The 22,344-nt window shown below is 44.9% G+C and carries 18 protein-coding genes and 1 tRNA gene; 17 read left to right on the top strand and 2 right to left on the bottom strand.

From position 1 onward, the window contains the following. Positions 1–9: 9 nt before the first annotated feature. Positions 10–624: a ribosome biogenesis GTP-binding protein YihA/YsxC gene (yihA, locus tag ACPD8L_RS15765; RefSeq protein WP_116217370.1), complete on the bottom strand. Its 615-nt coding sequence runs from the start codon at positions 622–624 to the stop codon at positions 10–12. A gap of 2 nt (positions 625–626) precedes the next feature. Then, positions 627–1,391 carry an alpha/beta fold hydrolase gene (locus ACPD8L_RS15770; RefSeq protein ID WP_293302797.1) on the bottom strand — a complete coding sequence of 255 codons (765 nt, stop codon included), beginning with the start codon at positions 1,389–1,391 and terminating at the stop codon, positions 627–629. A 261-nt stretch (positions 1,392–1,652) separates the two neighbouring features. Here ACPD8L_RS15770 and mraZ point away from each other — a divergent pair, with 261 nt between their 5' ends. The 17 genes from mraZ to ACPD8L_RS15855 all read left to right on the top strand — a co-directional run bounded on the left by mraZ (position 1,653) and on the right by ACPD8L_RS15855 (position 22,337). Then, positions 1,653–2,108, top strand: coding sequence for a division/cell wall cluster transcriptional repressor MraZ (gene mraZ, locus ACPD8L_RS15775; RefSeq protein ID WP_129654650.1), 456 nt, complete (start codon positions 1,653–1,655; stop codon positions 2,106–2,108). Beyond that, a complete protein-coding gene (rsmH, locus tag ACPD8L_RS15780) occupies positions 2,101–3,003 on the top strand; it encodes a 16S rRNA (cytosine(1402)-N(4))-methyltransferase RsmH (RefSeq protein ID WP_423944482.1) in 903 nt (300 codons plus the stop codon). The genes mraZ and rsmH overlap by 8 nt, the downstream gene beginning before the upstream one ends. Positions 3,004–3,092: 89 nt before the next feature. After that, positions 3,093–3,410 carry an FtsL-like putative cell division protein gene (locus tag ACPD8L_RS15785; protein WP_116217374.1) on the top strand — a complete coding sequence of 106 codons (318 nt, stop codon included), beginning with the start codon at positions 3,093–3,095 and terminating at the stop codon, positions 3,408–3,410. Positions 3,411–3,414: 4 nt separating this feature from the next. Further along, entirely contained in the window at positions 3,415–5,424 is a 2,010-nt protein-coding gene (locus tag ACPD8L_RS15790) for a penicillin-binding protein (protein WP_421810937.1), read from the top strand. Then, positions 5,421–6,881, top strand: coding sequence for a UDP-N-acetylmuramoyl-L-alanyl-D-glutamate--2,6-diaminopimelate ligase (locus tag ACPD8L_RS15795; RefSeq protein WP_423944487.1), 1,461 nt, complete (start codon positions 5,421–5,423; stop codon positions 6,879–6,881). The genes ACPD8L_RS15790 and ACPD8L_RS15795 overlap by 4 nt, the downstream gene beginning before the upstream one ends. A gap of 10 nt (positions 6,882–6,891) precedes the next feature. Next, a complete protein-coding gene (gene mraY, locus ACPD8L_RS15800; RefSeq protein ID WP_116217377.1) occupies positions 6,892–8,112 on the top strand; it encodes a phospho-N-acetylmuramoyl-pentapeptide-transferase in 1,221 nt (406 codons plus the stop codon). Then, entirely contained in the window at positions 8,113–9,447 is a 1,335-nt protein-coding gene (murD, locus tag ACPD8L_RS15805) for a UDP-N-acetylmuramoyl-L-alanine--D-glutamate ligase (RefSeq protein WP_116217378.1), read from the top strand. A 3-nt stretch (positions 9,448–9,450) separates the two neighbouring features. After that, a complete protein-coding gene (locus tag ACPD8L_RS15810) occupies positions 9,451–10,656 on the top strand; it encodes an FtsW/RodA/SpoVE family cell cycle protein (RefSeq protein ID WP_423944491.1) in 1,206 nt (401 codons plus the stop codon). After that, positions 10,643–11,734 (top strand): undecaprenyldiphospho-muramoylpentapeptide beta-N-acetylglucosaminyltransferase, encoded by a 1,092-nt coding sequence (gene murG / locus ACPD8L_RS15815; protein ID WP_423944493.1) that lies wholly within the window; start codon positions 10,643–10,645, stop codon positions 11,732–11,734. The genes ACPD8L_RS15810 and murG overlap by 14 nt, the downstream gene beginning before the upstream one ends. Before the next feature lie 117 nt (positions 11,735–11,851). Continuing rightward, complete coding sequence (gene murC, locus ACPD8L_RS15820) at positions 11,852–13,201, top strand: UDP-N-acetylmuramate--L-alanine ligase (RefSeq protein WP_423944496.1); 1,350 nt, start codon at positions 11,852–11,854, stop codon at positions 13,199–13,201. 25 nt (positions 13,202–13,226) lie between these two features. Continuing rightward, positions 13,227–13,910: a cell division protein FtsQ/DivIB gene (locus ACPD8L_RS15825; RefSeq protein WP_423944498.1), complete on the top strand. Its 684-nt coding sequence runs from the start codon at positions 13,227–13,229 to the stop codon at positions 13,908–13,910. A gap of 3 nt (positions 13,911–13,913) precedes the next feature. Continuing rightward, positions 13,914–15,239: a cell division protein FtsA gene (ftsA, locus tag ACPD8L_RS15830; RefSeq protein WP_293302781.1), complete on the top strand. Its 1,326-nt coding sequence runs from the start codon at positions 13,914–13,916 to the stop codon at positions 15,237–15,239. 26 nt (positions 15,240–15,265) lie between these two features. Beyond that, positions 15,266–17,230: a cell division protein FtsZ gene (gene ftsZ / locus ACPD8L_RS15835; protein ID WP_116217384.1), complete on the top strand. Its 1,965-nt coding sequence runs from the start codon at positions 15,266–15,268 to the stop codon at positions 17,228–17,230. A gap of 102 nt (positions 17,231–17,332) precedes the next feature. Further along, a complete protein-coding gene (locus tag ACPD8L_RS15840) occupies positions 17,333–17,785 on the top strand; it encodes a GatB/YqeY domain-containing protein (RefSeq protein ID WP_116217385.1) in 453 nt (150 codons plus the stop codon). 7 nt (positions 17,786–17,792) lie between these two features. Then, positions 17,793–17,866, top strand: a tRNA-Arg gene (locus tag ACPD8L_RS15845). 271 nt (positions 17,867–18,137) lie between these two features. Then, positions 18,138–20,531, top strand: coding sequence for a hypothetical protein (locus tag ACPD8L_RS15850; RefSeq protein WP_423944503.1), 2,394 nt, complete (start codon positions 18,138–18,140; stop codon positions 20,529–20,531). Positions 20,532–20,618: 87 nt separating this feature from the next. Continuing rightward, positions 20,619–22,337 (top strand): FAD-dependent oxidoreductase, encoded by a 1,719-nt coding sequence (locus ACPD8L_RS15855; RefSeq protein WP_423944505.1) that lies wholly within the window; start codon positions 20,619–20,621, stop codon positions 22,335–22,337. Positions 22,338–22,344 lie beyond the last annotated feature (7 nt).

Raw genomic sequence — 22,344 nt, forward strand, 5'->3', positions numbered from 1 at the left:
CGGAAACGGCTAAGAATTGTTGCTGAAAAAGTCCTGGTTGATTTTATCAATGAACCCCAACAATTCCTCACGTCCCATACGATTGGAAGATGAAGTGGTAAAATGTGGAGGGACTTCTTCCCATGCGCTGTCCAGTAACTTTTGGAGATAGGTATTGGCTTGTTTCTCGATTACATTGGGTTTGAGCTTGTCCGCCTTGGTGAAAATTATGGCAAAGGGAATTTGGTTGGTTCCAAGCCACTCCATAAACTCAAGGTCAATGGGTTGGGGGTCATGCCGAATGTCCACCAAAACAAAACCGCAGACCAGCTGCTTTCTTTTCTGAAAATACTCGGTAATATATTTTTGAAAGGTCTTTTTGTCCTTTTTGGAGACCCTTGCATAGCCATATCCGGGCAAATCCACCAAAAACCAATTGTTGTTGATCTTAAAGTGGTTGATGAGTTGTGTTTTTCCGGGTTTCCCTGAAGTTTTGGCCAGGCCTTTGCGGTCTACCAACATATTGATCAAGGACGATTTTCCAACATTGGATCGTCCAATAAAGGCATATTCGGGCAACGGCTCATTGGGGCACTTGGCCACACTGGAGTTGCTCATGATAAATTCCGCAGAAGTGATTTTCATGCTTAGAAGTTACGCTTTTTCAGCCAAGCCTCAAGGATACGGTTAAAGTCCTCGGGATGCTCCATCATGGGAGCGTGCCCACATTTTTCAATCCAAAACAGGTCGGAGTCGGGTAGCAGCTCGTGGAATTCCTTGGCAACGTTGGGAGGGGTTACCGTATCGTTTTCTCCCCAGATGATACAAGTGGGTGTGTCCATGTGTGGAAGGTCCTTGGACATGTTGTGCCTAATGGCACTTTTGGCAATGGCAAGGGTCTTTACCAATTTCATCCGGTCGTTCACCGTGGCAAATACTTCATCCACAATTTCCTTGGTGGCCACTTCAGGGTCATAGAATACATCCTGGGCCTTCTTTTTAATAAACTCGTAATCACCGCGTTTTGGGTAACCATCGCCCATGGCGCTCTCATAGAGACCAGAACTACCGGTGATGACCAATGCCTTGACTATTTCCGGATACATTTTGGTGTGCAATAAGCCAATATGTCCCCCAAGTGAATTGCCCAACAAGATAACATCCTTAAGCCCTTTGAACTCAATAAACTCCTCCAAGAACTTGGCAAAGTTCTTTACCGTGGTTTTGAGTAGGGGCATTTCGTAAATGGGAAGTTCGGGAATCAGTACCTGATAGCCTTTTGATGGGAAATATTCGGATACGCCTTGGAAGTTGCTCAATCCTCCCATAAGCCCATGCAAGATAATCATAGGGGTTCCTTCACCCATTTCTATGTATCGGTACTTGCCGTCCTTGATTATATGCTCTTCCATCAATAGTCAGTTGGTCGAGGGGCAAATATAGGCATTTCATATAACACAAAATCCAGCTTATGTTATCTCTAAATCATGTTTTTTCAATTCCGCCGCATATGTGTGCCCATGGCTGGAATTTTTTACGGGATGTATTTGAGGCCGAATCATGGACTTTTTATCGAAAAGTGGGGAATTTATTAACAAAAGTGTCTTTAAGTGGAGAAATGTGGAAATAAAATCAATATATTTGAGTTGTATTAAGTAACCAATTGATTTCTAGTGACCCATATCATCGGACAACATGATTGTAAGGCGGATTCAAAAGGAAGGGTTTTGTTGCCCATTTCCTTGAAGAATCAGCTGTTGCCTGTTTTAAAGGATGGGTTTGTCATCAAGCGATCGGTTTTTCAGCAATGTTTGGAATTGTATCCCAAGCAGGAATTTGATGTTTTGATGCAGAAAGTCATGAAGAAGAGCAAGATCAACCGTAAGTATGATGCCTTCGTCAGAAACTTTGTGGCCGGTATGAAAGAAGTGGCCATTGATGGCGATTCAGGAAGGCTACAGATACCCAAAAACTTGGTGGACTTTGCCGGGATTGAGAAAGAAGTGGTACTTAATGCGGTTTTTGACAAGATAGAGATCTGGGACAAGGACAAGTATGAAAAAGTCTTGGCCGAGGGAGAAAAAGACTATGCCGATCTAGCGGAAGAGATTTTTGCAGACGATGAGTAGTCCGTACCATAATCCAGTGCTGTTGCACGAGTCGGTGGACGGATTGAACATAAAACATGATGGAGTGTATGTGGATGTCACCTTTGGTGGTGGTGGGCACTCTAGGGAAATATTGAAAAGGCTTGGGGATGAAGGAAGGTTATTTGCATTTGATCAAGATGAGGACGCCCTACAGAATGCAATCGACGATGGACGGTTTCAATTGATCAATCAGAACTTTCGCTATCTCAAGCAGTTTTTAAAGTTCTATGGCATTCGGAAAGTTGATGGAATCTTGGCGGATTTTGGGGTTTCTTCCCATCAGTTCGATGAGGCCGAACGTGGCTTCTCCATCCGTTTCAATGCGGATCTGGACATGCGGATGAACCGCAACAATGAATTGTCGGCCTACGAGGTGGTCAATACCTATTCCCAAGAAGATTTGGCGTCGGTTTTATATCAGTATGGTGAGTTGCGAAATGCAAGGGCCATGGCAAAGACCATTGAAGCGTCCCGGTCAGATGCGCCAATCAAGACCACGGACGAGCTCAAGACAGTTTTGGCCGGTTTTCTGCCCAAGATGAAAGAGAACAAAATCCTGGCCCAGATTTATCAGGCTATCCGGATTGAGGTCAACCAAGAAATAGAGGTGCTCAAGGAGTTTTTGTTGCAAGTGCCCGATATGTTGGAAAAAGGAGGGAGGTTGAGTATGATCAGTTACCACTCCTTGGAAGATCGGTTGGTGAAGCGCTTTATCAGGGCGGGAAAGTTTGAAGGAGAACCGGAAAAAGATTTTTATGGGAATATAGATGTTCCCTTGAAAAAAGTGGGAGGGCTCATTGTGCCATCAGCAGAAGAAATAGCAAGGAACAATAGGGCGAGAAGTGCAAAACTCCGCATAGCGGAAAGAATATAGGGTGTTGTGGAAATGTCATCTTGAGCGCAGTCGAAAGGTGACTTGTGGATGGATTTTCACTTTCGAGGGAATGACAAATTGAAAATGAAATGAGAAAGGGTTTGTTGGACATATTAAAAGGAAAGTTTTTGGTGAGCGGGGATGCTCCCAAGAACTGGATGTTTTTGCTGTTTGCTTCTTTTCTGGCTGCCTTGATGATTTCCAGTAGCCATAATGCCGATAAAAAAGTGCTCGAAATAGCGGCCTTGAACGAAGAAGTTCGGGAGTTGCGAAGCGAGTTTGTGGAGGGGCGTTCCCATGTGCAACAATTAAAATTGGAATCCACTTTAAGGAAGACTGTGGCGGAAAAAGGGCTTTTGCCCTCGGAAAACCCGCCTAGAAAAATCGTGGTTAAATCAGCGGAATAAGATAGTGGCGATCACCGAAAAAAATATCATGAACAGACTGTACCTCGTTGCCGGGGGACTTTGTGTATTGGCCATAGCGGTGGTGGTGAAGCTAGTGGATATCCAAATGGTACGGGCAGAGGAGTACAAAGAGCTGGCCCTGAGCAAAACCGAAAAAATGTTCACCATTGAGCCCAATCGGGGGAACTTGTATTCGGAAGATGGAAGCTTGTTGGCAGCATCCGTACCCAAATATGAGATTCGGTTTGATGCCAAAACGGTTTCCGAGGAAAATTTCCAGAACAACGTGGCTGCACTTTCCGATTCGTTGGGGAAAATGTTCAACAGGCCATCATCGTATTATAGGCAACTGTTCAGAAAGGCCAGGGCCAATGGTAACCGATACAAGTTGGTGGCCCGTAATGTGGATTATCTGGATTATGTGCGCATAAAGCAGTTTCCTTTGTTCAAGTTAGGACCTTATAAAGGTGGTTTTATTGAGACCCATCGTGTGGTGCGGGAATATCCCTTGGGAAAAATGGCAGCTCGAAGCATTGGCTATGAAAGGGTTGATGAAAATGGATATTATACCCGTGTGGGACTTGATGGGGCCTTTGGAGAATCTTACTTGAGAGGGAAAGAAGGCAAGCGCCTGAAACAGAGAATAGCAAAAGGACAGTGGAAACCTGTTGGGTTGGACAATATAGTGGAGCCTGAGGATGGACTGGATGTGGTTTCCACAATAGATATCAACATTCAGGACATTGCGCACCATGAGCTTTTGGCCCAATTGGAGAAATACAAGGCAGATCATGGCTGTGTGGTGGTCATGGAAACCAAGACCGGGGAGGTAAAGGCCATTTCCAATCTAGGTCGTACATCCGAAGGAAAATATTATGAAAAGTTGAACTATGCGATTGGGGAATCCCATGAGCCAGGCTCCACTTTTAAATTGATGTCTTTGGTGGCGGCACTCGAAGACAAGGTGGTGGATACCAGTACGGTAATCGATACCGAAAAAGGAAGATACCGTATTTATGACGGGGTGGTCAGGGATTCCAAATGGGGAGGTTACGGCAAGATTTCAACGGCTAGGGCCTTTGCGGTTTCCTCCAATACGGCATTTGCCAAGATCATCAATGAAAATTACAAGGAACAGCCCGAAAAGTTTGTCAATCGATTGATGAACATGGGGCTACATAAAAGATTGGGAATACCTATTAAAGGAGAAGGTGCGCCTGTAATCCGATATCCCGGAGACAAAGGCTGGTCCGGAATCTCCTTGGGATGGATGTCCTATGGATATGAAGTGTCCTTGACCCCCATGCAGACCCTTGCTTTTTACAATGCCATTGCCAATGATGGAGAGTTGGTAAAGCCTAGGTTGATAAAAGAGGTAAGGGAAGGAAGTAAAATCGTTAAAAAGTTCGATAAGCAGGTGCTGAATCCTTCCATCTGTTCCGAAGAGACTGTTCTGAAGATGCAGCAATTGATGAAAGACGTGGTGGAAAAGGATTATGGAACCGGACATAAACTGTATTCCAAAAACTTTTCCATGGCAGGAAAAACAGGAACCTGTCAGAAAAACTATGAAACCAAGGACCCGGATAAGCTGGCCTATATATCCACTTTTGCGGGCTATTTCCCAGCGGACAATCCCAAGTATTCCTGTATCGTGATCATTCATGAGCCGGATAAAAGTGTAGGCTATTATGGTGCGGATGTTTCTGGTCCGGTGTTCAAGTCCATGGCGCAGAAAATCCATGCCATCTCGCCTTTGGTGGATGAAGTGGAAGAAAGAATGCAAGAGTACGATGTTCTGGATGAAGAGTACCAGCACTACTTCGCACAGGCCCAAAAAAAATACAACACCATTCCCAATGTAAAAGGGATGAGTGGAATGGATGCCGTTTCCCTATTGGAAAATCTGGGATTGGAAGTGGAGGTGCGTGGCAATGGAAAGGTAAAAGGGCAGTCCATTAAGCAAGGAACAGATATCAAACAAGTTAAAAAAATAGTACTGGAACTTTCATGAAGTTGTTGAAGGACATATTATATGGAGTAAGCCTTTCAGCGGTAAGTGGAGACACCAATGTGTTGGTGAACCAAATCCATTTCGATTCCAGAAAGGTAGAGATGGATGATGTCTTTGTAGCTGTTCGGGGGACCATTACCGATGGTCATCAGTACATCCAAAAAGCGGTGGAATCCGGTGCAAAGGCTATCGTATGTGAGGAGCTTCCAGAATTGTTGATCAATGGTGTCACCTATATTAAGGTGTCCGATTGCAACAGTGCATTGGCTGTCATGGCCGCCAATTTTTTCGATAATCCATCGAAGAACCTAAAATTGGTCGGGGTAACGGGAACCAATGGAAAGACCACGGTGAGTACATTATTGTACAATCTGTTCAAGAAGGCAGGATATAAGGTCGGACTTATTTCCACGATCAAGGTGATGGTGGATGATAAGGAGCATCCTACCAGCCATACCACTCCAGATGTAATGACCATCAATACCTATCTGTCCCAGATGAATCAGATTGGTGTGGAGTTCTGTTTTATGGAAGTCAGTTCCCATGGTATCCACCAGAAAAGGGCGGAAGGACTCCATTTTGCCGGAGCCATTTTTACCAACCTTTCACACGATCACTTGGATTACCACAAAACCTTTGCGGAATATCGGGATACCAAGAAAAGACTGTTCGATGGCTTGCCCAAGAGCGCCTTCGCCTTGGTGAACATAGACGACAAGAACGGATTGGTCATGTTACAGAATACCAAGGCCAAAAAATATACCTACGCCTTAAAATCCTACGCGGATTATAGGGCCCAGATTTTGGAAAAACAGTTCAATGGACAGTTGTTGAAACTGGATGATAATGAGCTGTGGTCCAAATTGATTGGAGATTTCAATGCCTATAACCTATTGGCCATTTATGCCACTGCGGATATTTTGGGCTTGGAAAAAATGGAAACCCTCCGTTTGATGAGCGAGTTGGAGAATGTGGATGGTAGGTTTCAATACTATATATCAAAAGATAAAATAACGGCTATTGTTGATTATGCCCATACGCCGGATGCACTAAAAAATGTGTTGATTACCATCAACGCATTGAGGACTGGAAATGAAAACGTCATCACCGTAGTGGGGTGTGGTGGTGACCGTGATAAGTCTAAGCGTCCGGTTATGGGTCATATCGCATCCGAAATGAGCAATCAGGCCATTTTTACCTCGGACAATCCGAGAACGGAATCCCCCGAAGCAATCATTGCCGATATGGAAGCTGGGGTGGAAGCCCAGAATACCAAAAAAGTATTGTCCATAGAAAACCGGAGACAGGCTATAAGAACAGCTTGCAAACTGGCGATGACCAATGATATCATCCTAGTGGCCGGAAAAGGACACGAAACCTATCAGGAAACCAATGGGGTCCGTGTGGATTTTGATGATTTTAAAGAAGTTAAAGAGGCTTTGGATAGCCAAAATTGATTTGTAGCCCATGCTATATTATTTGTTCGAATACTTAGAGAAGCAATACCAACTGCCAGGGGCGGGACTTTTTCAGTTCTATACCTTCCGTGCCGCCATGTCGGTGCTGCTTTCTCTTTTGATTGCCATGGTCTACGGAAAACGTATCATCCAATACCTGCAGAAGAAACAGATTGGGGAGACCGTACGTGATTTGGGATTGGAAGGACAAAAACAAAAGGCGGGGACTCCTACCATGGGAGGGCTTATCATTATTTGGTCCACCCTTTTACCGGTGCTGCTGTTTGCCGATGTACAAAACATCTACATCATCCTCTTGATCATTACCACGGTATGGATGGGTACCATTGGATTTGTGGACGATTACATCAAGATTTTCAAAAAAGATAAAAAAGGACTTAAAGGCAGGTTCAAGGTTTTGGGGCAAGTAGTTTTGGGATTGATTGTTGGCGCTGTACTCTATTTCCATCCCGAAGTGACCATTAAAGAAAAGGATACCACCCAGATCAATGAAAATTTTAGGGTAGAGAGGGTATTTGGTGAAGAGACCAAGGCGGTCCGTACCAATGTTCCCTTTTTTAAGGACAACGAATTGGATTATGCAGATTTGATTGCATGGACCGGCGAAGGAATGGAACAATATGCTTGGATAATTTTTATCCCGGTGGTCATTCTTATTGTTACAGCGGTGTCCAATGGAGCCAACCTCACGGACGGAATAGATGGGTTGGCCGCAGGCTCTTCGGCCATAATTGTGTTGACCTTGGGAATTTTCGCCTGGGTTTCGGGCAATGTGCAATTCTCCAATTACTTGGATATTTTCTATTTACCTAGGGCAGGGGAGTTGGTTGTGTTCATCGCGGCATTTGTAGGGGCCTTGGTCGGATTTTTATGGTACAACGCCTATCCGGCACAAGTGTTTATGGGAGATACGGGAAGTCTCACCATTGGTGGGGTCATTGCCGTGATTGCCATCATCGTTAGAAAGGAACTGTTGATTCCCATTTTGTGCGGAATCTTCTTTGCCGAATCCCTATCGGTCATGTTGCAGGTGGGATATTTTAAGCATACGAAGCGGAAATATGGTGAAGGAAAACGCATATTCCTGATGGCACCCTTGCACCATCACTATCAGAAAAAAATGTATCACGAGAGCAAAATAGTCACCCGGTTTTGGATTATAGGGATTTTGCTCGCCATCGTGACGATTGTCACCTTAAAGATTCGATAAATGGCTCGCTTGGTGATATTGGGAGGAGGAGAAAGTGGTGTGGGAACCGCCATTTTGGGAAAACAAAAAGGATTTGAAGTCTTTGTTTCGGATAAAGGCGAAATAAAGGAAACCTATAAAAAAGTTCTTGAACATTTTGAGATTGAATGGGAGTCGGGCCAGCATACCGAGACCAAGATCCTGAATGCTGATGTGGTCATGAAAAGCCCTGGGATTCCAGATAAGGTCCCCTTGGTGAAACAATTGGTGGTAAAAGGTATTCCAGTGATTTCGGAAATAGAATTCGCTTCAAAATATACGGATGCGACCTTAATTGGAATCACAGGTAGCAATGGCAAAACCACTACCACCATGATGACCTACCATCTGTTGAAAGGAGGAGGAATGAACGTGGGTATGGCCGGAAACATTGGCGACAGTTATGCTAAAATGGTAGCGGAAAAGGATTATAGCCAGTATGTGTTGGAAATCAGCAGTTTTCAACTGGACGGAATCGTGGATTTTAAACCCCATATTGCCCTGATCACCAATATTACCCCCGACCACTTGGACCGATATGACTATCAATTTGAAAATTATATCGCCTCCAAATTTCGCATCGCGATGAATCAGGATGAAAAAGATTACCTGATTTATGATGCAGATGATGAAGTGATTGGAGATTGGCTCAAAAAGAACCCCGTTCAATCCAAATTGGTTCCATTTTCCTTAAAAAGGAAAGTAGGGGAAGGAGCTTGGTTGGAAGATAAAACGATACATATAAAATTAGAACATAAAACCTTGGAAATGAGTACAGATATTTTGGCCTTGGAAGGGCAACACAACGTAAAGAATACCATGGCCGCCAGTATGGCTGCCCTATTGGTGAAAGTGAGGAAGGAGACCATCCGTCAGAGTATCCAGTCGTTCCAAGGGGTGCCCCACCGATTGGAGAAGGTTTTGAAAATCAACCACGTGGAGTACATCAACGACTCCAAGGCTACCAATGTGAATGCCACCTATTATGCCCTTGATGGCATAAAACGACCCATTGTTTGGATCGTAGGTGGAGTGGACAAAGGCAATGATTATTCCGAATTGATGCCCTTGGTTCGGGAAAAAGTGAAGGCCATTGTCTGCTTGGGAATGGACAATTCCAAGCTGAAGTCAGCTTTTGGCAATGTCATTGATCTTATGGTGGAGACCTATTCCATGGAAGAGGCCGTAAAGGTAGCCTATAAGATTGCTGAGCGAGGAGATGCCGTGTTGTTATCTCCGGCATGTGCCAGTTTCGACCTGTTTGAGAACTATGAGGACCGAGGAAATCAATTTAAGGAAACCGTAAAAAACCTATAAACCGTGAAAACCGTGTTCAAAAATTTGAAAGGAGATAAAGCCATTTGGGGCGTAGTGGCCCTATTGGCCCTTTTCTCATTTTTGCCGGTCTATAGTGCCAGTACCAACCTAGTCTACGTAAATGGAGATGGAACCACTTTGGGTCATTTGGTAAAGCATGCTGTACTGTTGTTTTTGGGATTTGGGATCATTTATGCGGTCCATCGTATACCCACCCATTATTTTAAAGGACTTTCCATAATTGCGTTGCCCATTGTGCTGATTTTGCTGGGGTACACGCTTACCGTGGAGACAGAGATTGGAGGGGTGACTGCAAATCGCTGGATCAAGATTCCATTTGTTGGGGTCAATTTTCAGACATCGACCTTGGCATCTGTGGTGCTTATGATTTGGATTGCGAGGTATTTGACGAAGATCAAGGATACCCAGATCACCTTTAAGGAAAGTATTCTGCCCTTGTGGTTACCAACCGCCTTGGTGGTATTATTGATATTGCCCGAAAACTTTTCAACCGCGGCCATCATCTGTTTTTTGGTGATGGTACTCTGTTTTTTGGGCGGATATCCCCTAAAATATTTGTTTGCCATGGTGGGTACCGGAATTGTGCTGGCAGGAATGTTCCTTTTTGTACTGTTCAAGGCCCCCGAAGCGTTGCCCCAACGGGCAGGGACATGGAAATCCAGGATAGAGACTTTCATCCACCCTGAACAGGCGGATAAGGACGACCTGCACCAGTTGACCTTGGCCCAGATTGCCATTGCAGAAGGCGGTGTTGTAGGCAAAGGGGCAGGGAAAAGCGTCATGAAGAACATGCTGTCGCAAAGTACTTCGGATTTCATTTTTGCCATCATTATTGAGGAATATGGGCTGTTGGGCGGTGGTGCTTTGTTGTTTTTCTATTTGCTGCTATTGTTCAGAATAGTGGTGGTGGCCCATTCGGCCAAGACAGTGTTTTCGAAATTGCTAGTGATAGGGGTAGGACTGCCCATTGTTTTTCAGGCCTTCATCAATATGGCCGTAGTGGTACAGTTGTTTCCGGTTACGGGGCAACCCTTGCCACTGATCAGTATGGGAGGTACCTCCATTTGGATGACCTGTATGGCCATCGGAATTGTGTTGAGCGCAAGCAACAAAAAAGAGAATTTGGAGGAGCAATCCTATGATATAGATGAGACCAACCCTTTAGAAGTATTGAGTGGACAGATATAGGTTTATACTTTCTGGAGGTGGAACGGGCGGCCACATTTATCCGGCCATAGCCATAGCCAATGAGCTAAAAAAAAGGCATCCCAATGCGGAATTTTTGTTCGTGGGGGCCAAGGATAAAATGGAAATGGAAAAAGTACCGCAGGCCGGATACGAAATTAAAGGCCTGTGGATAAGTGGAATACAACGGAAACTGACATTGAAGAATCTCATGTTTCCCTTTAAACTGATAAGTAGTTTGTTGGCAGCACGCAAAATAGTAAAGCAGTTTCAACCCCATGTGGCCATAGGTACGGGAGGGTTTGCGAGCGGACCATTGTTGCGGATGGCCGAAAATTCGGGCGTTCCCTGTGTGTTGCAAGAGCAGAATTCCTTCGCGGGAATTACCAACAAACTATTGGCTGGGAAGGCCAAAAAGATATGTGTAGCCTATGACGGTATGGAACGGTTTTTTCCAAAGGAAAAGATTGTAAAGACCGGAAATCCTATCCGAATGGATTTGGTGGATTTAAAATCGACCAAAGATGAAGCTGGTACTTTTTTTGGATTGGATGCCCGAAAAAAATCGGTTTTGGTGCTGGGGGGAAGTTTAGGGGCGCGTCGCATCAACCAGTTGATAGAAAAGGAGCTCAATTTCTTTGAAAAAAGAGGATTGCAGGTACTGTGGCAATGTGGAAAACTCTACTATGAGGAGTATAAAAAATATGATTCGGATACGGTGAAAGTGTTGGCCTTTGTCAACAGGATGGATTTGGCCTACAACATGGCCGATGTCATCATTTCCCGTGCCGGTGCTGGGTCGGTATCAGAGTTGTGTCTGGTGGGAAAACCAGTGGTTTTTATCCCATCGCCCAATGTGGCCGAGGATCATCAAACCCAAAATGCAAGGGCATTGGCGGTAAAGGATGCGGCCATCATGCTCAAGGAAGATGAACTGGACAGCACATTTGAAAATGCATTCTCGGGTCTATTGGATTCGGAAGAAATACAGCAAAAGTTGGGGGTGAACATTAAAAAATTGGCCATGCCCAAGGCTACGGAACATATTGTTGATGAAATTGAAAAATTATTAAAAGAATGATGTTGGAAGAGGGCACACAAAGTCTAAAGTTATGTCACCTTGAGCGCAGTCGAAAGGTGCACAGTCTTATGAGTCTTGTTCTCGACTGCGCTCGAACTGACAATTCATAACAGAAAAATGAATGTAAAGGATATCCATAGCGTCTATTTTATCGGAATCGGAGGTATAGGTATGTCCGCTTTGGCCCGGTATTTCCATTTTATTGGAAAAGATGTGGCCGGATACGATCGTACATCCACCCCTATTACCGATGGGTTGGTGGAAAAGGGCATTGCCGTGCATTTTGAGGACAATGTGGAGGTCATCCCAGAAAACTTCAAGCAAGAAGGAACCCTTGTGGTGTATACCCCTGCGGTACCTAAAAGTCATTCGGAGCTGCAGTTTTACAAAAACAATGGCTTTGAGATCAAGAAGCGCTCCGAGGTATTGGGAATCATCACCAAGGATACCTTCTGCCTAGCGGTGGCCGGGACACACGGAAAGACCACCACATCCTGTATTTTGGCCCATTTGCTACGGGAGTGCGGTTTACCCTTTACGGCATTTTTGGGAGGCGTTTCGGAAGACTTTGACAGCAATTTTGTATTGGACGGGACTGAATACTCTGTGGTGGAGGCCGATGAATTTGACCGCTCCTTTTTGCAATTGTTCCCCAATGTGGCCTGCATAACCTCCATGGATGCCGATCATTTGGATATTTATGGGACCAAGGAACAATTGGAAGATACTTTCAGGGCATTTGCTGGGCAGATTAAACCGGGGGGCACTCTTTTTGTGCGCAACGGATTGCCCATGGAAGGTATTACGTATGGCATAGAGGATGGCTCGGCCTATTGTATAGAAAATATTAAAACGGAACAAGGGACTTACATATTTGATTTGGTCACCCCTTCCGGAACAATTTCGGATGTGAAGTTCAATAAACCGGGAAGGCACAATTTGCTCAACGGATTGGTCGCTTTTGCCATGGCGGAGCAGACAGGCTGTTCACCACAACAGTTGGCCAGGGCATTGGAAAGTTTTAAGGGGGTGCAGCGCAGGTTTTCCTATCAGATCAAGGAAAAGGGTTTTGCCTTTATAGATGATTATGCGCACCATCCCACAGAAATTGAAGCGGTACATCAAGCGATACGGGAAATGCATCCGGGTGAAAAGGTCACGGCCATATTTCAGCCCCATCTTTTCTCAAGGACAAAGGATTTTGTGGATGATTTTGCCGCGAGCCTATCCAAGTTTGATGAGATTTTATTGATGGAAATCTACCCTGCCCGGGAAGAACCCGTTCCAGGGGTGAATTCGACTTGGTTGTTGGAGAAAATCAATAATCCAAATAAGAGGCTGGTCTCCAAATCGGATTTGATTGATGAAATAAAAAAATATAGAACAGGGGTCTTGGTCGCCATTGGTGCGGGGGACATAGGATTGGAAGTGTCCAAGATCAAAAAAGAACTGACCTATGCGAGTTAATTGGAATTACATAAAATTGGCATTCTTGTCCATTTCGCTGGTTGCCCTTTATGGTTTTGCCGATATGCGGAGCAAAAAGAGGGAGGTGAATGATATGTCCATTAAGTTTCTGGGAGACAATAGTTTGTATCTCACAGAGGACGCAGTTAATAAATTGTTAATACAAAATTACGGACCTGTAAAAAATAGGGCCAAAGAACAGTTAGTTTTGAATACCATAGAGGAGGTAATTCTGTCCAACGATATGGTTAAAAGCGCCCAGGTCTATCTTACTGTGAACGGAGAACTTATCTCTAAGATTGTTCAGCGTAAACCCATTGGAAGAGTGGAGGGAATCTCTAAATTTTATTTGGATGATCTAGGGAAGCGCATGCCGCTTTCCAAACATCATTCGGCAAGGGTGCCTATAATCACAGGTGAGATTACAGGTAAAACCCTTGAAGATGCGTATGAGATATTGAACTATATCAACGAGGACGATTTTCTGCGGAAAAACGTCATCGGGATACATATTGAGGAAGAAGGAAAGTACCAGTTAAGGTTCCGAATGGAAAACTTTGTGGTGAATTTGGGAGGGGTGGACAATCTGAACGAAAAGTTCAAAAATTTTATGGCCTTTTATGTCAAGGCGACCAAGGACAATTCCTTGGAGAGTTATGCAATAGTGAGTTTGGAATATAGCAATCAAGTGGTTTGTACCAAAATTTAAGATATGGCACAGGGTAATTATTCAGTTGGTTTGGACATTGGAACCACCAAGATCGTAGCGATCATTGGAAGGGAAAATGAGTATGGTAAAATTGAGGTTTTGGGTTCGGGAAAAGCCAAAAGCTTAGGTGTGCACAGAGGTGTGGTCAACAATATTACACAGACCATTTCCTCCATTCAGCAGGCCGTGGAACAGGCGGAGGTCAACTCGGGTCTAAAGATTGGTTCCGTGGTGGCAGGTATCGCAGGACAACATATCCGTAGCCTGCAGCACAGTGATTATATCACCAGGCCAAATTCCGAGGAGGTCATCAACAATGATGATCTGGACAAGCTTTGCAACCAAGTATACAAATTGGTCATGCTTCCCGGTGAGGAGATCATCCACGTATTGCCACAGGAGTACAAAGTGGACGGCCAGGCTGAGATCAAAGAACCCAGGGGAATGTACGGTGGCCGATTGGAAGCCAACTTCCATGTGGTGGTGGGTCAGGTTTCCTCCATCAAAAATATTGGAAGATGTATTAAAAGCTCAGGATTGGAACTGGGCAATATTACCTTGGAACCCTTGGCATCCGCAGAAGCGGTTTTGAGCCAAGAGGAAAAAGAAGCCGGTGTGGCACTTCTCGATATAGGGGGTGGAACCACCGACCTTGCCATTTTTAAGGACGGCATCATTCGCCATACCTCCGTAATCCCATTTGGTGGAAACGTTATCACCGAGGATATCAAGGAAGGGTGCTCCATTATAGAAAAACAGGCCGAACTGCTTAAAATGAAGTTTGGTTCCGCATGGCCGGGGGAGAACAAGGACAATGAAATTGTTTCCATTCCCGGATTGCGCGGTCGTGAACCCAAGGAAATCACCCTAAAAAACCTCTCCAAGATCATTCATGCCCGAGTGGTGGAAATCATAGAGCAGGTGTATGTGGAGATCAAGAACTACGGGCACGAGGAACAAAAGAAAAAACTGATTGCGGGCATCGTCCTTACCGGTGGGGGAAGCCAGTTGAAGCATTTGAAGCAATTGGTGGAATACATTACCGGAATGGACACCCGAATAGGATACCCCAACGAGCATTTGGCGGGCGATTCCGATGAAGAAGTGGCAAGTCCACTATATGCCACCGCAGTTGGACTGTTGATGAAGGCATTGGAAACCAAGACAATTCCTGTTGAGGGAGATATGGATGGGTTGGATGAGGAAGAAAAGGTCTTGGTAGGACAAGAACAAATGGCGGGCACCAATACGGTGTCGCACAAGGAACGAAAATCCATTTTTGACAAATGGTCCGAGAAGTTGAAGGATTTTTTGGACAACGCAGAATAATAACCCCATAAAGAAACACAACTGTCATGAGTAAGAACACTGAATTTGACAACATCGCTTTTGATTTGCCCAAGAACAAGAGCAACGTAATCAAGGTAATTGGAGTTGGTGGAGGAGGTAGCAATGCCATCAACCACATGTTCCAAGCAGGGATCAACGGAGTGGACTTTGTAATCTGCAATACCGATTCCCAAGCTTTGCAGAACAGTTCCGTTCCCAATAAAATTCAATTGGGGGTATCCCTTACCGAAGGACTGGGAGCTGGGGCCAACCCTGAAGTTGGGGAACAGGCTGCCTTGGAAAGTATGGAAGACATCAAAGGTATGCTGGAGCACACCACCAAAATGGCCTTTATCACTGCGGGTATGGGAGGTGGAACCGGTACAGGGGCCGCTCCTGTCATTGCCAAATTGGCCAAGGAAATGGATATTCTTACCGTGGGTATCGTTACCATTCCCTTCCAGTTTGAAGGGGCCATGCGAAACAAACAAGCGCAACTGGGGATTGAAAAACTGCGCTCCAATGTAGATTCGTTGATCGTGATCAACAATAACAAACTTCGTGAAGTGTACGGCAATCTTGGGTTTAAGGCCGGCTTCTCCAAAGCGGATGAGGTATTGGCCACTGCGGCAAGGGGTATCGCAGAGGTAATTACGCACCACTACACACAAAATATTGACCTTAGGGATGCCAAGACGGTGCTTTCCAACAGTGGAACCGCCATTATGGGTTCCGCAACGGCATCAGGCTCGGCAAGGGCAAGTGAGGCCATCATGAAAGCATTGGATTCCCCATTGCTGAACGATAACAAGATCAACGGGGCCAAAAATGTATTGCTGCTCATTGTTTCTGGCTCACAAGAAATCACCATTGATGAGATTGGGGAAATCAATGACCATATCCAGATTGAGGCCGGTCATGGGGCCAACATCATCATGGGGGTTGGTGAAGACGAAAATTTAGGAGAATCCATTGCTGTAACTGTTATTGCCACGGGATTTAACGTGGATCAGCAGGATGATATCGTGAACACGGAATCCAAAAAGGTATTTTACACTTTGGAAGACGAACAGACTGCACAACAAGAGTTGAGACCAGAGGCCACATCGGTACAGGAGGTTCCCGTTAAAAAGGCACCGGTTCAACCTGAACCTGAACCAGAGATTGTAAAGCACACTTTGGAGGTGGAAGAAGAAGAGGTGAAGCCCAAGATCCAAGAGATGGACCTTATCCCGACCACAAACTATATCCGAAACTTCAATGTATTCTATGATGAAGTCGTTCCTGAAAACGTGGATGATGATTTTATCATCATTGAGGCCAAGAATATCATCAACGAAATAGAAGTAGTGGACCCAGAAGTGGTTTCACCCAAAAACAAGGAAAATGAAGATCAGTTTGCCTTGAGTTTTGATATGCCCCTCAACAATACCTTTGAAGAGGAAGAAGATGAAAAGGAGCACACCATTACCTTTAATTTGGATGACGATGTCAAAGACATTGATGTAAACCACTACGTAGAGGTAAAACCTGTTCTGGAATATAAGAACCAAGGTGAGACCCGATACAATTTGGAAGAATACATGGAGTTGGAAACCAAGTTGACAGGGGCAAAATCAAAGGCTGAGACCCATGAGCCTAAATTGGTCGAAAACGAACTTGTTTTTGAAAAGAAGACCGTAAAGGTTGAAGCCAAGGCGGAAGAAGAGAGTACTGCCAGTATGGACCCCTTTAACAGTTCCATAAGCGATATTTTAAAAGATAGGGCCGACGAGCGCAGGAGAAAGCTGAAAAATTTCAACTATAAATTCCAGAACAACCGGAACAGTATTGATGATATAGAAAAGCAGCCTGCCTATAAAAGACAAGGAGTGGACCTGAACGATGTTCCCAAGGAACAAAAGGTATCCAGGACCACATTGGGTGAGGATAGCAATGACGATTTGCAATTGCGTTCCAACAACTCATTTTTACACGATAATGTTGATTAGTAGTGTTTAAAATCGATATCCATTTTTAATGGAAATCATGAACCCGGAAGTTAATAGACTTTCGGGTTTATTTTTTATCTTCGCAGCCCAAAATAAGTTCAAATGGATTTGCAAGAAAAGGTGATGACAGAAATGAAGGCTGCAATGAAGGCCAAGGACACTGTTGCCCTGGAATCATTGCGAGCCATTAAATCGGCAATTTTATTGGCGAAAACCGATAAAGGAGCTGGTTCCGAACTTTCCGAGGAGGAAGAAGTAAAGTTGGTCCAAAAGCTGGTAAAGCAGCGTAAGGACAGTGCTGCCATTTTTCAGGAGCAAGGCCGTGAAGATTTGGCTGGACCCGAATTGGCACAGGTAGCCATTATTGAAAAGTTCTTACCGGAACAACTTACGGAAGAGGAAATAGAAAAAGTGGTGGTACAGACCATTGATTCCATTGGTGCTTCGGGAATGCAGGATATGGGCAAGGTTATGGGCATCGTTTCCAAGGAATTGGCCGGTCAGGCAGACGGAAAGACCATTTCAAACATTGTAAAGGCAAAATTAAGTTCATAAGTATCAAGGCCGCGTAGTTCAACTGGATAGAATATCAGATTTCGGCTCTGAGGGTTGGGGGTTCGAATCCTCCCGCGGTCACTACAACAAAAAAGCCACGCTATAAGCGTGGCTTTTTTGTTTTTGGAACTTTTTTCTGCTGTCTCGCCAGTATTGATGGCTACACATGCTTCAATTAAGAAGGAAAAAGCAAAAAAAGTATTCGGATTGCTTGAAATTTTGGTAGAAAACTGAAAGTACGTTACCTATTTTTAGTTCATGCGAACCGTTCCCAGATTATTTGGTATGCTAAAATAAAACTGCTGCTTTATTCTGGTTCTGTGGTTTTTATGTGTCTAACTAAAAAAAAGAGATGGCCTTTCAAAAAAATAAAAGAATCAGTGCTGTAGTGTTTCTTATGGCACTGATGGGTTTAGTGGTGTCGTGCAATTCAAAGGATTTTGAATTATCAACCAAAACATTGTCCATTTCCTTGGATAATCAAGGAAGATTGACTTCCATTCAAGATAAAAGGGATGGCACGGAATACTTGGCCATGAACCAAGAAGCACCATTACTGTCCATTCAAAATCCGAAAGACAGTATTGCCCAGTACCCCCGGTCTGCAGATATGGATTCCCAAGCCCAAACCATAGGTTTGTCTTTTGACAATGGTGCAAGGATAGAAGTGGCCTACGCGGAGAAAGAAGGGTACCTCTCTTTTGAGGTAGTTTCGGCCCAGCCCATAGAAAAAGTTCCTGCCATAGTTTGGGGCAGTTACCCAGTTTCTATTGAAGGCATTGTGGGAGAAGTGGTTGGTGTGGCACGAAATGAAGATTTTGCCATAGGATTGCAAGCACTGAACCTTAAAACCACTGGAGGGGAATTGACAAACGATGAGGGTGGTGTTGAAAATCGGAAAGGAGCTGCGACCAAAACAGATTTCGGATGTACACTCAACGCCTTTTCAATAGATAGATCTATAGGGCGTACGGCCGATGTTTGGGACAAACATTATAGGGATATGCCCGTAGAGCCCATTGAAGGTGAAACGGTAATAGGGTCTAAAATTGCTGTTTTTGGATGTGCCCCGGAGAATGTACTGGAAACCATAGGTGGGATTGAAGTGCAAGAAGGCCTGCCACACCCCATGGTTGATGGACAATGGATCAAGACCCATCCGGAACGGAGCAAAGCCTATCTGATTACCACTTTTACCGAAGAGAATTTCGATGAGATGTTGGCGTATACCCAAAAGGCGGGTATGAATGCCATTTATCATGCACACCCTTTTGAGAATTGGGGAGCTTTTGACCTGATTCCCGATCAGTTTCCCAATGGCAGGGCAGGTATGAAGGCTTTAGTGGAAAGGGCCAATGCACAGGGAATACGGGTTGGGGCCCATACCTTGACAACGTTTATTACCCCGAATGACCCGTTCGTGACACCTGTGCCCAACGAGGGGCTTGTTTTTACAGGTCAGGGAACACTGTCCGGGAATATTGATGCCACTACCACGGAAATACCTGTGAGCACCAATCAGTTTTTCAACAATGAGCAGTACAACTGGATGCATACCGTAAAGATTGGGGATGAACTTGTTCGGTATCGGTCCGTAAGTAAGGAAGCGCCCTACAGGTTATTGGATTGTGAGCGAGGTGCCTTTGGTACCATCGCCTCAAATCATGAAAAAGGAGATGTTGTTGGGAAGTTGTTGGACCATGCCTACAAGGTGTTTTTTCCTGATTTTGATCTCCAAAAGGAAATGGCAGGGAATATGGTCGATTTCTTTAATGAAACGGGCATCACACAAATGGACTTTGATGGTCATGAGGGGGCCTTGGCCACCGGGCAAGGCACATACAGCATGGACGATTTTGCAAAACGGGTGTTTGAGGGAACCGAGAAAAATCTGGTAAACGGATCTAGTCGAACCACGCATTACTATTGGCATATCAACCATTACATCAATTGGGGGGAACCTTGGTATGGCGGATTTAGACAGAGTCAGTCGGAATACCGCTTTAACAACCAGCCCTTTTTGGAAGCCAATTACTTGCCCAATATGCTAGGCTGGTTTTCATTGAAACCCTACACCACTATTGCAGATATAGAATGGATGTTGGCCAGGGGGGCGGCGTACAATGCAGGTTTTGCGTTTTCGGCCAATCCTGATGCTTTGCGGGACAACCCCCATACATCCGTTATTCTGGATTTGATCAGGATATGGGAAAAAGCGAGGCTTAGTGGAGCTTTTTCGGATGAACAAAAATTACAATTGAAGGATTTAAGCAAAGAGTTTCATTTGGAAGAAACCATTCAGGATAAAGAGTGGAAGCTGATGATGTTCCAAGACTACGATTTTGTTTTCGAAAAAGTTGAAGTTCAACCTGGACAACCTACCTATGCGGAATGGAGTTTTAGCAACGACCACGCAGAGGAACAACCTTTTAGGGCAATCCTTCATTTGGATGCCGAAAATGGCGGTGCAGTGGACAATGTCAACATAGAAGTAAGCAACTATTCAAAAATCAATATCCCTGAAACAGTACGGTCTGGTGAAGAACTGGTCATAGATAATGGCCTACTGACCATTTCCGATAGTAAGGGCCAAATCTTGAAACAGCGTCAGCTGAACAACCTACCCAATTTGGGGCAAGGCAATCACCAAGTACAATTTGATTGCGCCGTGGTGAGCGGAAATCCCAAGGTTAAGGTGAAGATAAGGCTTGATGGGAAAGAGGAAATCGTTAAGGCAAAGCAGTGACAATCTTAACGGGTATTTGGAGCCTGCCCCCAGAAAGGTATTTTTGACTATATTTCGTAGGATATATAACCTCACTTAAAACGAAATATGAAGAGACGGAATTTTTTGTCCTCGGTTTCTGCCGGAACTAGCGGGATATTGCTGGCAGGACCTATGGTTTCCAATGCAAAATCACCCAAGAAAGGTTATGCTTTTACAACAACTACGAAGGAATTAAAGGCCGATGTGGTCATTGCCGGGGGCGGATTAGGGGGTTTTGCAGCCGCTTTGGCAGTTTGTAGAAACGGGCTCAAAGTTATTCTAACCGAAGAGACCGATTGGATAGGTGGTCAAGTATCCCAGCAAGGAGTGCCCCCGGACGAACATAATTGGATAGAAACACACGGAGCTCCTGCCTCTTATCGTGAATACCGAAATCGAATTAGGGAGTATTATAAACGAAACTATCCACTTACGGCTGATGCAAAAAGTCGTTCCCATTTGAATCCAGGGGATGGTTCGGTTTCCCGAATTTGTCATGAACCTCGCGTAACCGTGGAGGTTTTGACAGAAATGTTGCTTCCTTTCATCAGTTCCGGAAAATTGACCCTTCTGACCGAACACAAGATTGAGGCGGCCGATGTCACTGGGGATGAGGTACGATCCATTCAGGCTAAGAATCTGAAAAATGGAAATGCTTTGGTTCTTCAAGCCCCTTATTTTATTGATGCCACCGAATGTGGTGACTTGCTTCCGCTCACGGGTACAGAGTATGTTACCGGAACGGAGTCTAAAAGTCAGACTGGGGAATTACACGCTCCAGAAGTGGCCAATCCCAAAAACAATCAGGCATTTACCTTGTGCTTTGCAATGGATTACCAACCCGGGGTCAACAATATTATCGATCGGCCAAAGGATTATGATTTTTGGAGCAACTATGTTCCTCAAATGGATACGCCTTGGGCCGGGAAATTACTGGAGTTGAACTATTCCGATCCCCGGACGCTGAAACCCAAAAACTTGGGGTTCCACCCCGAAGGAAAGAAAACAGGGGAAATGCTCAACCTTTGGTTGTACCGCAGGCTTATCAACAAAGCCAATTTTGTATCTGGTACATATGATGGGGACATCACGGTGGTCAATTGGCCGCAAAACGACTATTTTATGGGCAACCTAATCGATGTCAGCGAAGAAGAATTCCAAAAACATGTGGACGGTGCCCGCCAACTGAACCTTTCTTTGTTTTACTGGTTGCAAACTGAGGCGCCACGACCTGATGGCGGACAAGGATGGCCGGGCTTACGGCTCCGAGGGGATGTGATGGGTACCGAAGACGGCATGGCCAAATATCCCTACATCCGAGAAGCCAGAAGAGTCAAAGCTGAGTTTACCGTATTGGAGGAGCATGTTGGTGCTGAGAACCGCCGTATGGTGGCGGGGGATGAAGCGGGAAAAACCTCCGCAGATTTTTACGATAGCGTAGGGACCGGATACTACCATATTGATTTGCATCCCAGCAATCAGGGAGTCAATTATGTGGATTTTGGATCGTTGCCGTTCCAGATTCCTCTGGGCGCATTGCTTCCCCAAAGAATGAACAATTTGCTTCCGGCCAATAAAAATATCGGGACCACCCACATTACCAATGGCTGTTTTCGACTGCATCCTGTGGAGTGGAGTATAGGAGAGGCAGTTGGGATGTTGGTGGCTTTTGCCCAACGGAAAAATGTACCTCCCCGAGCGGTTCGGGAACAGAAAAACCTACTTGCCGAATTTCAGGACTGGATCAGGACCCAAGGTCTTGAAACCCATTGGCCCGAGAGTTGATGGGAAC

Source organism: Flagellimonas algicida, from assembly GCF_049629585.1.
Lineage (GTDB): Bacteria > Bacteroidota > Bacteroidia > Flavobacteriales > Flavobacteriaceae > Flagellimonas.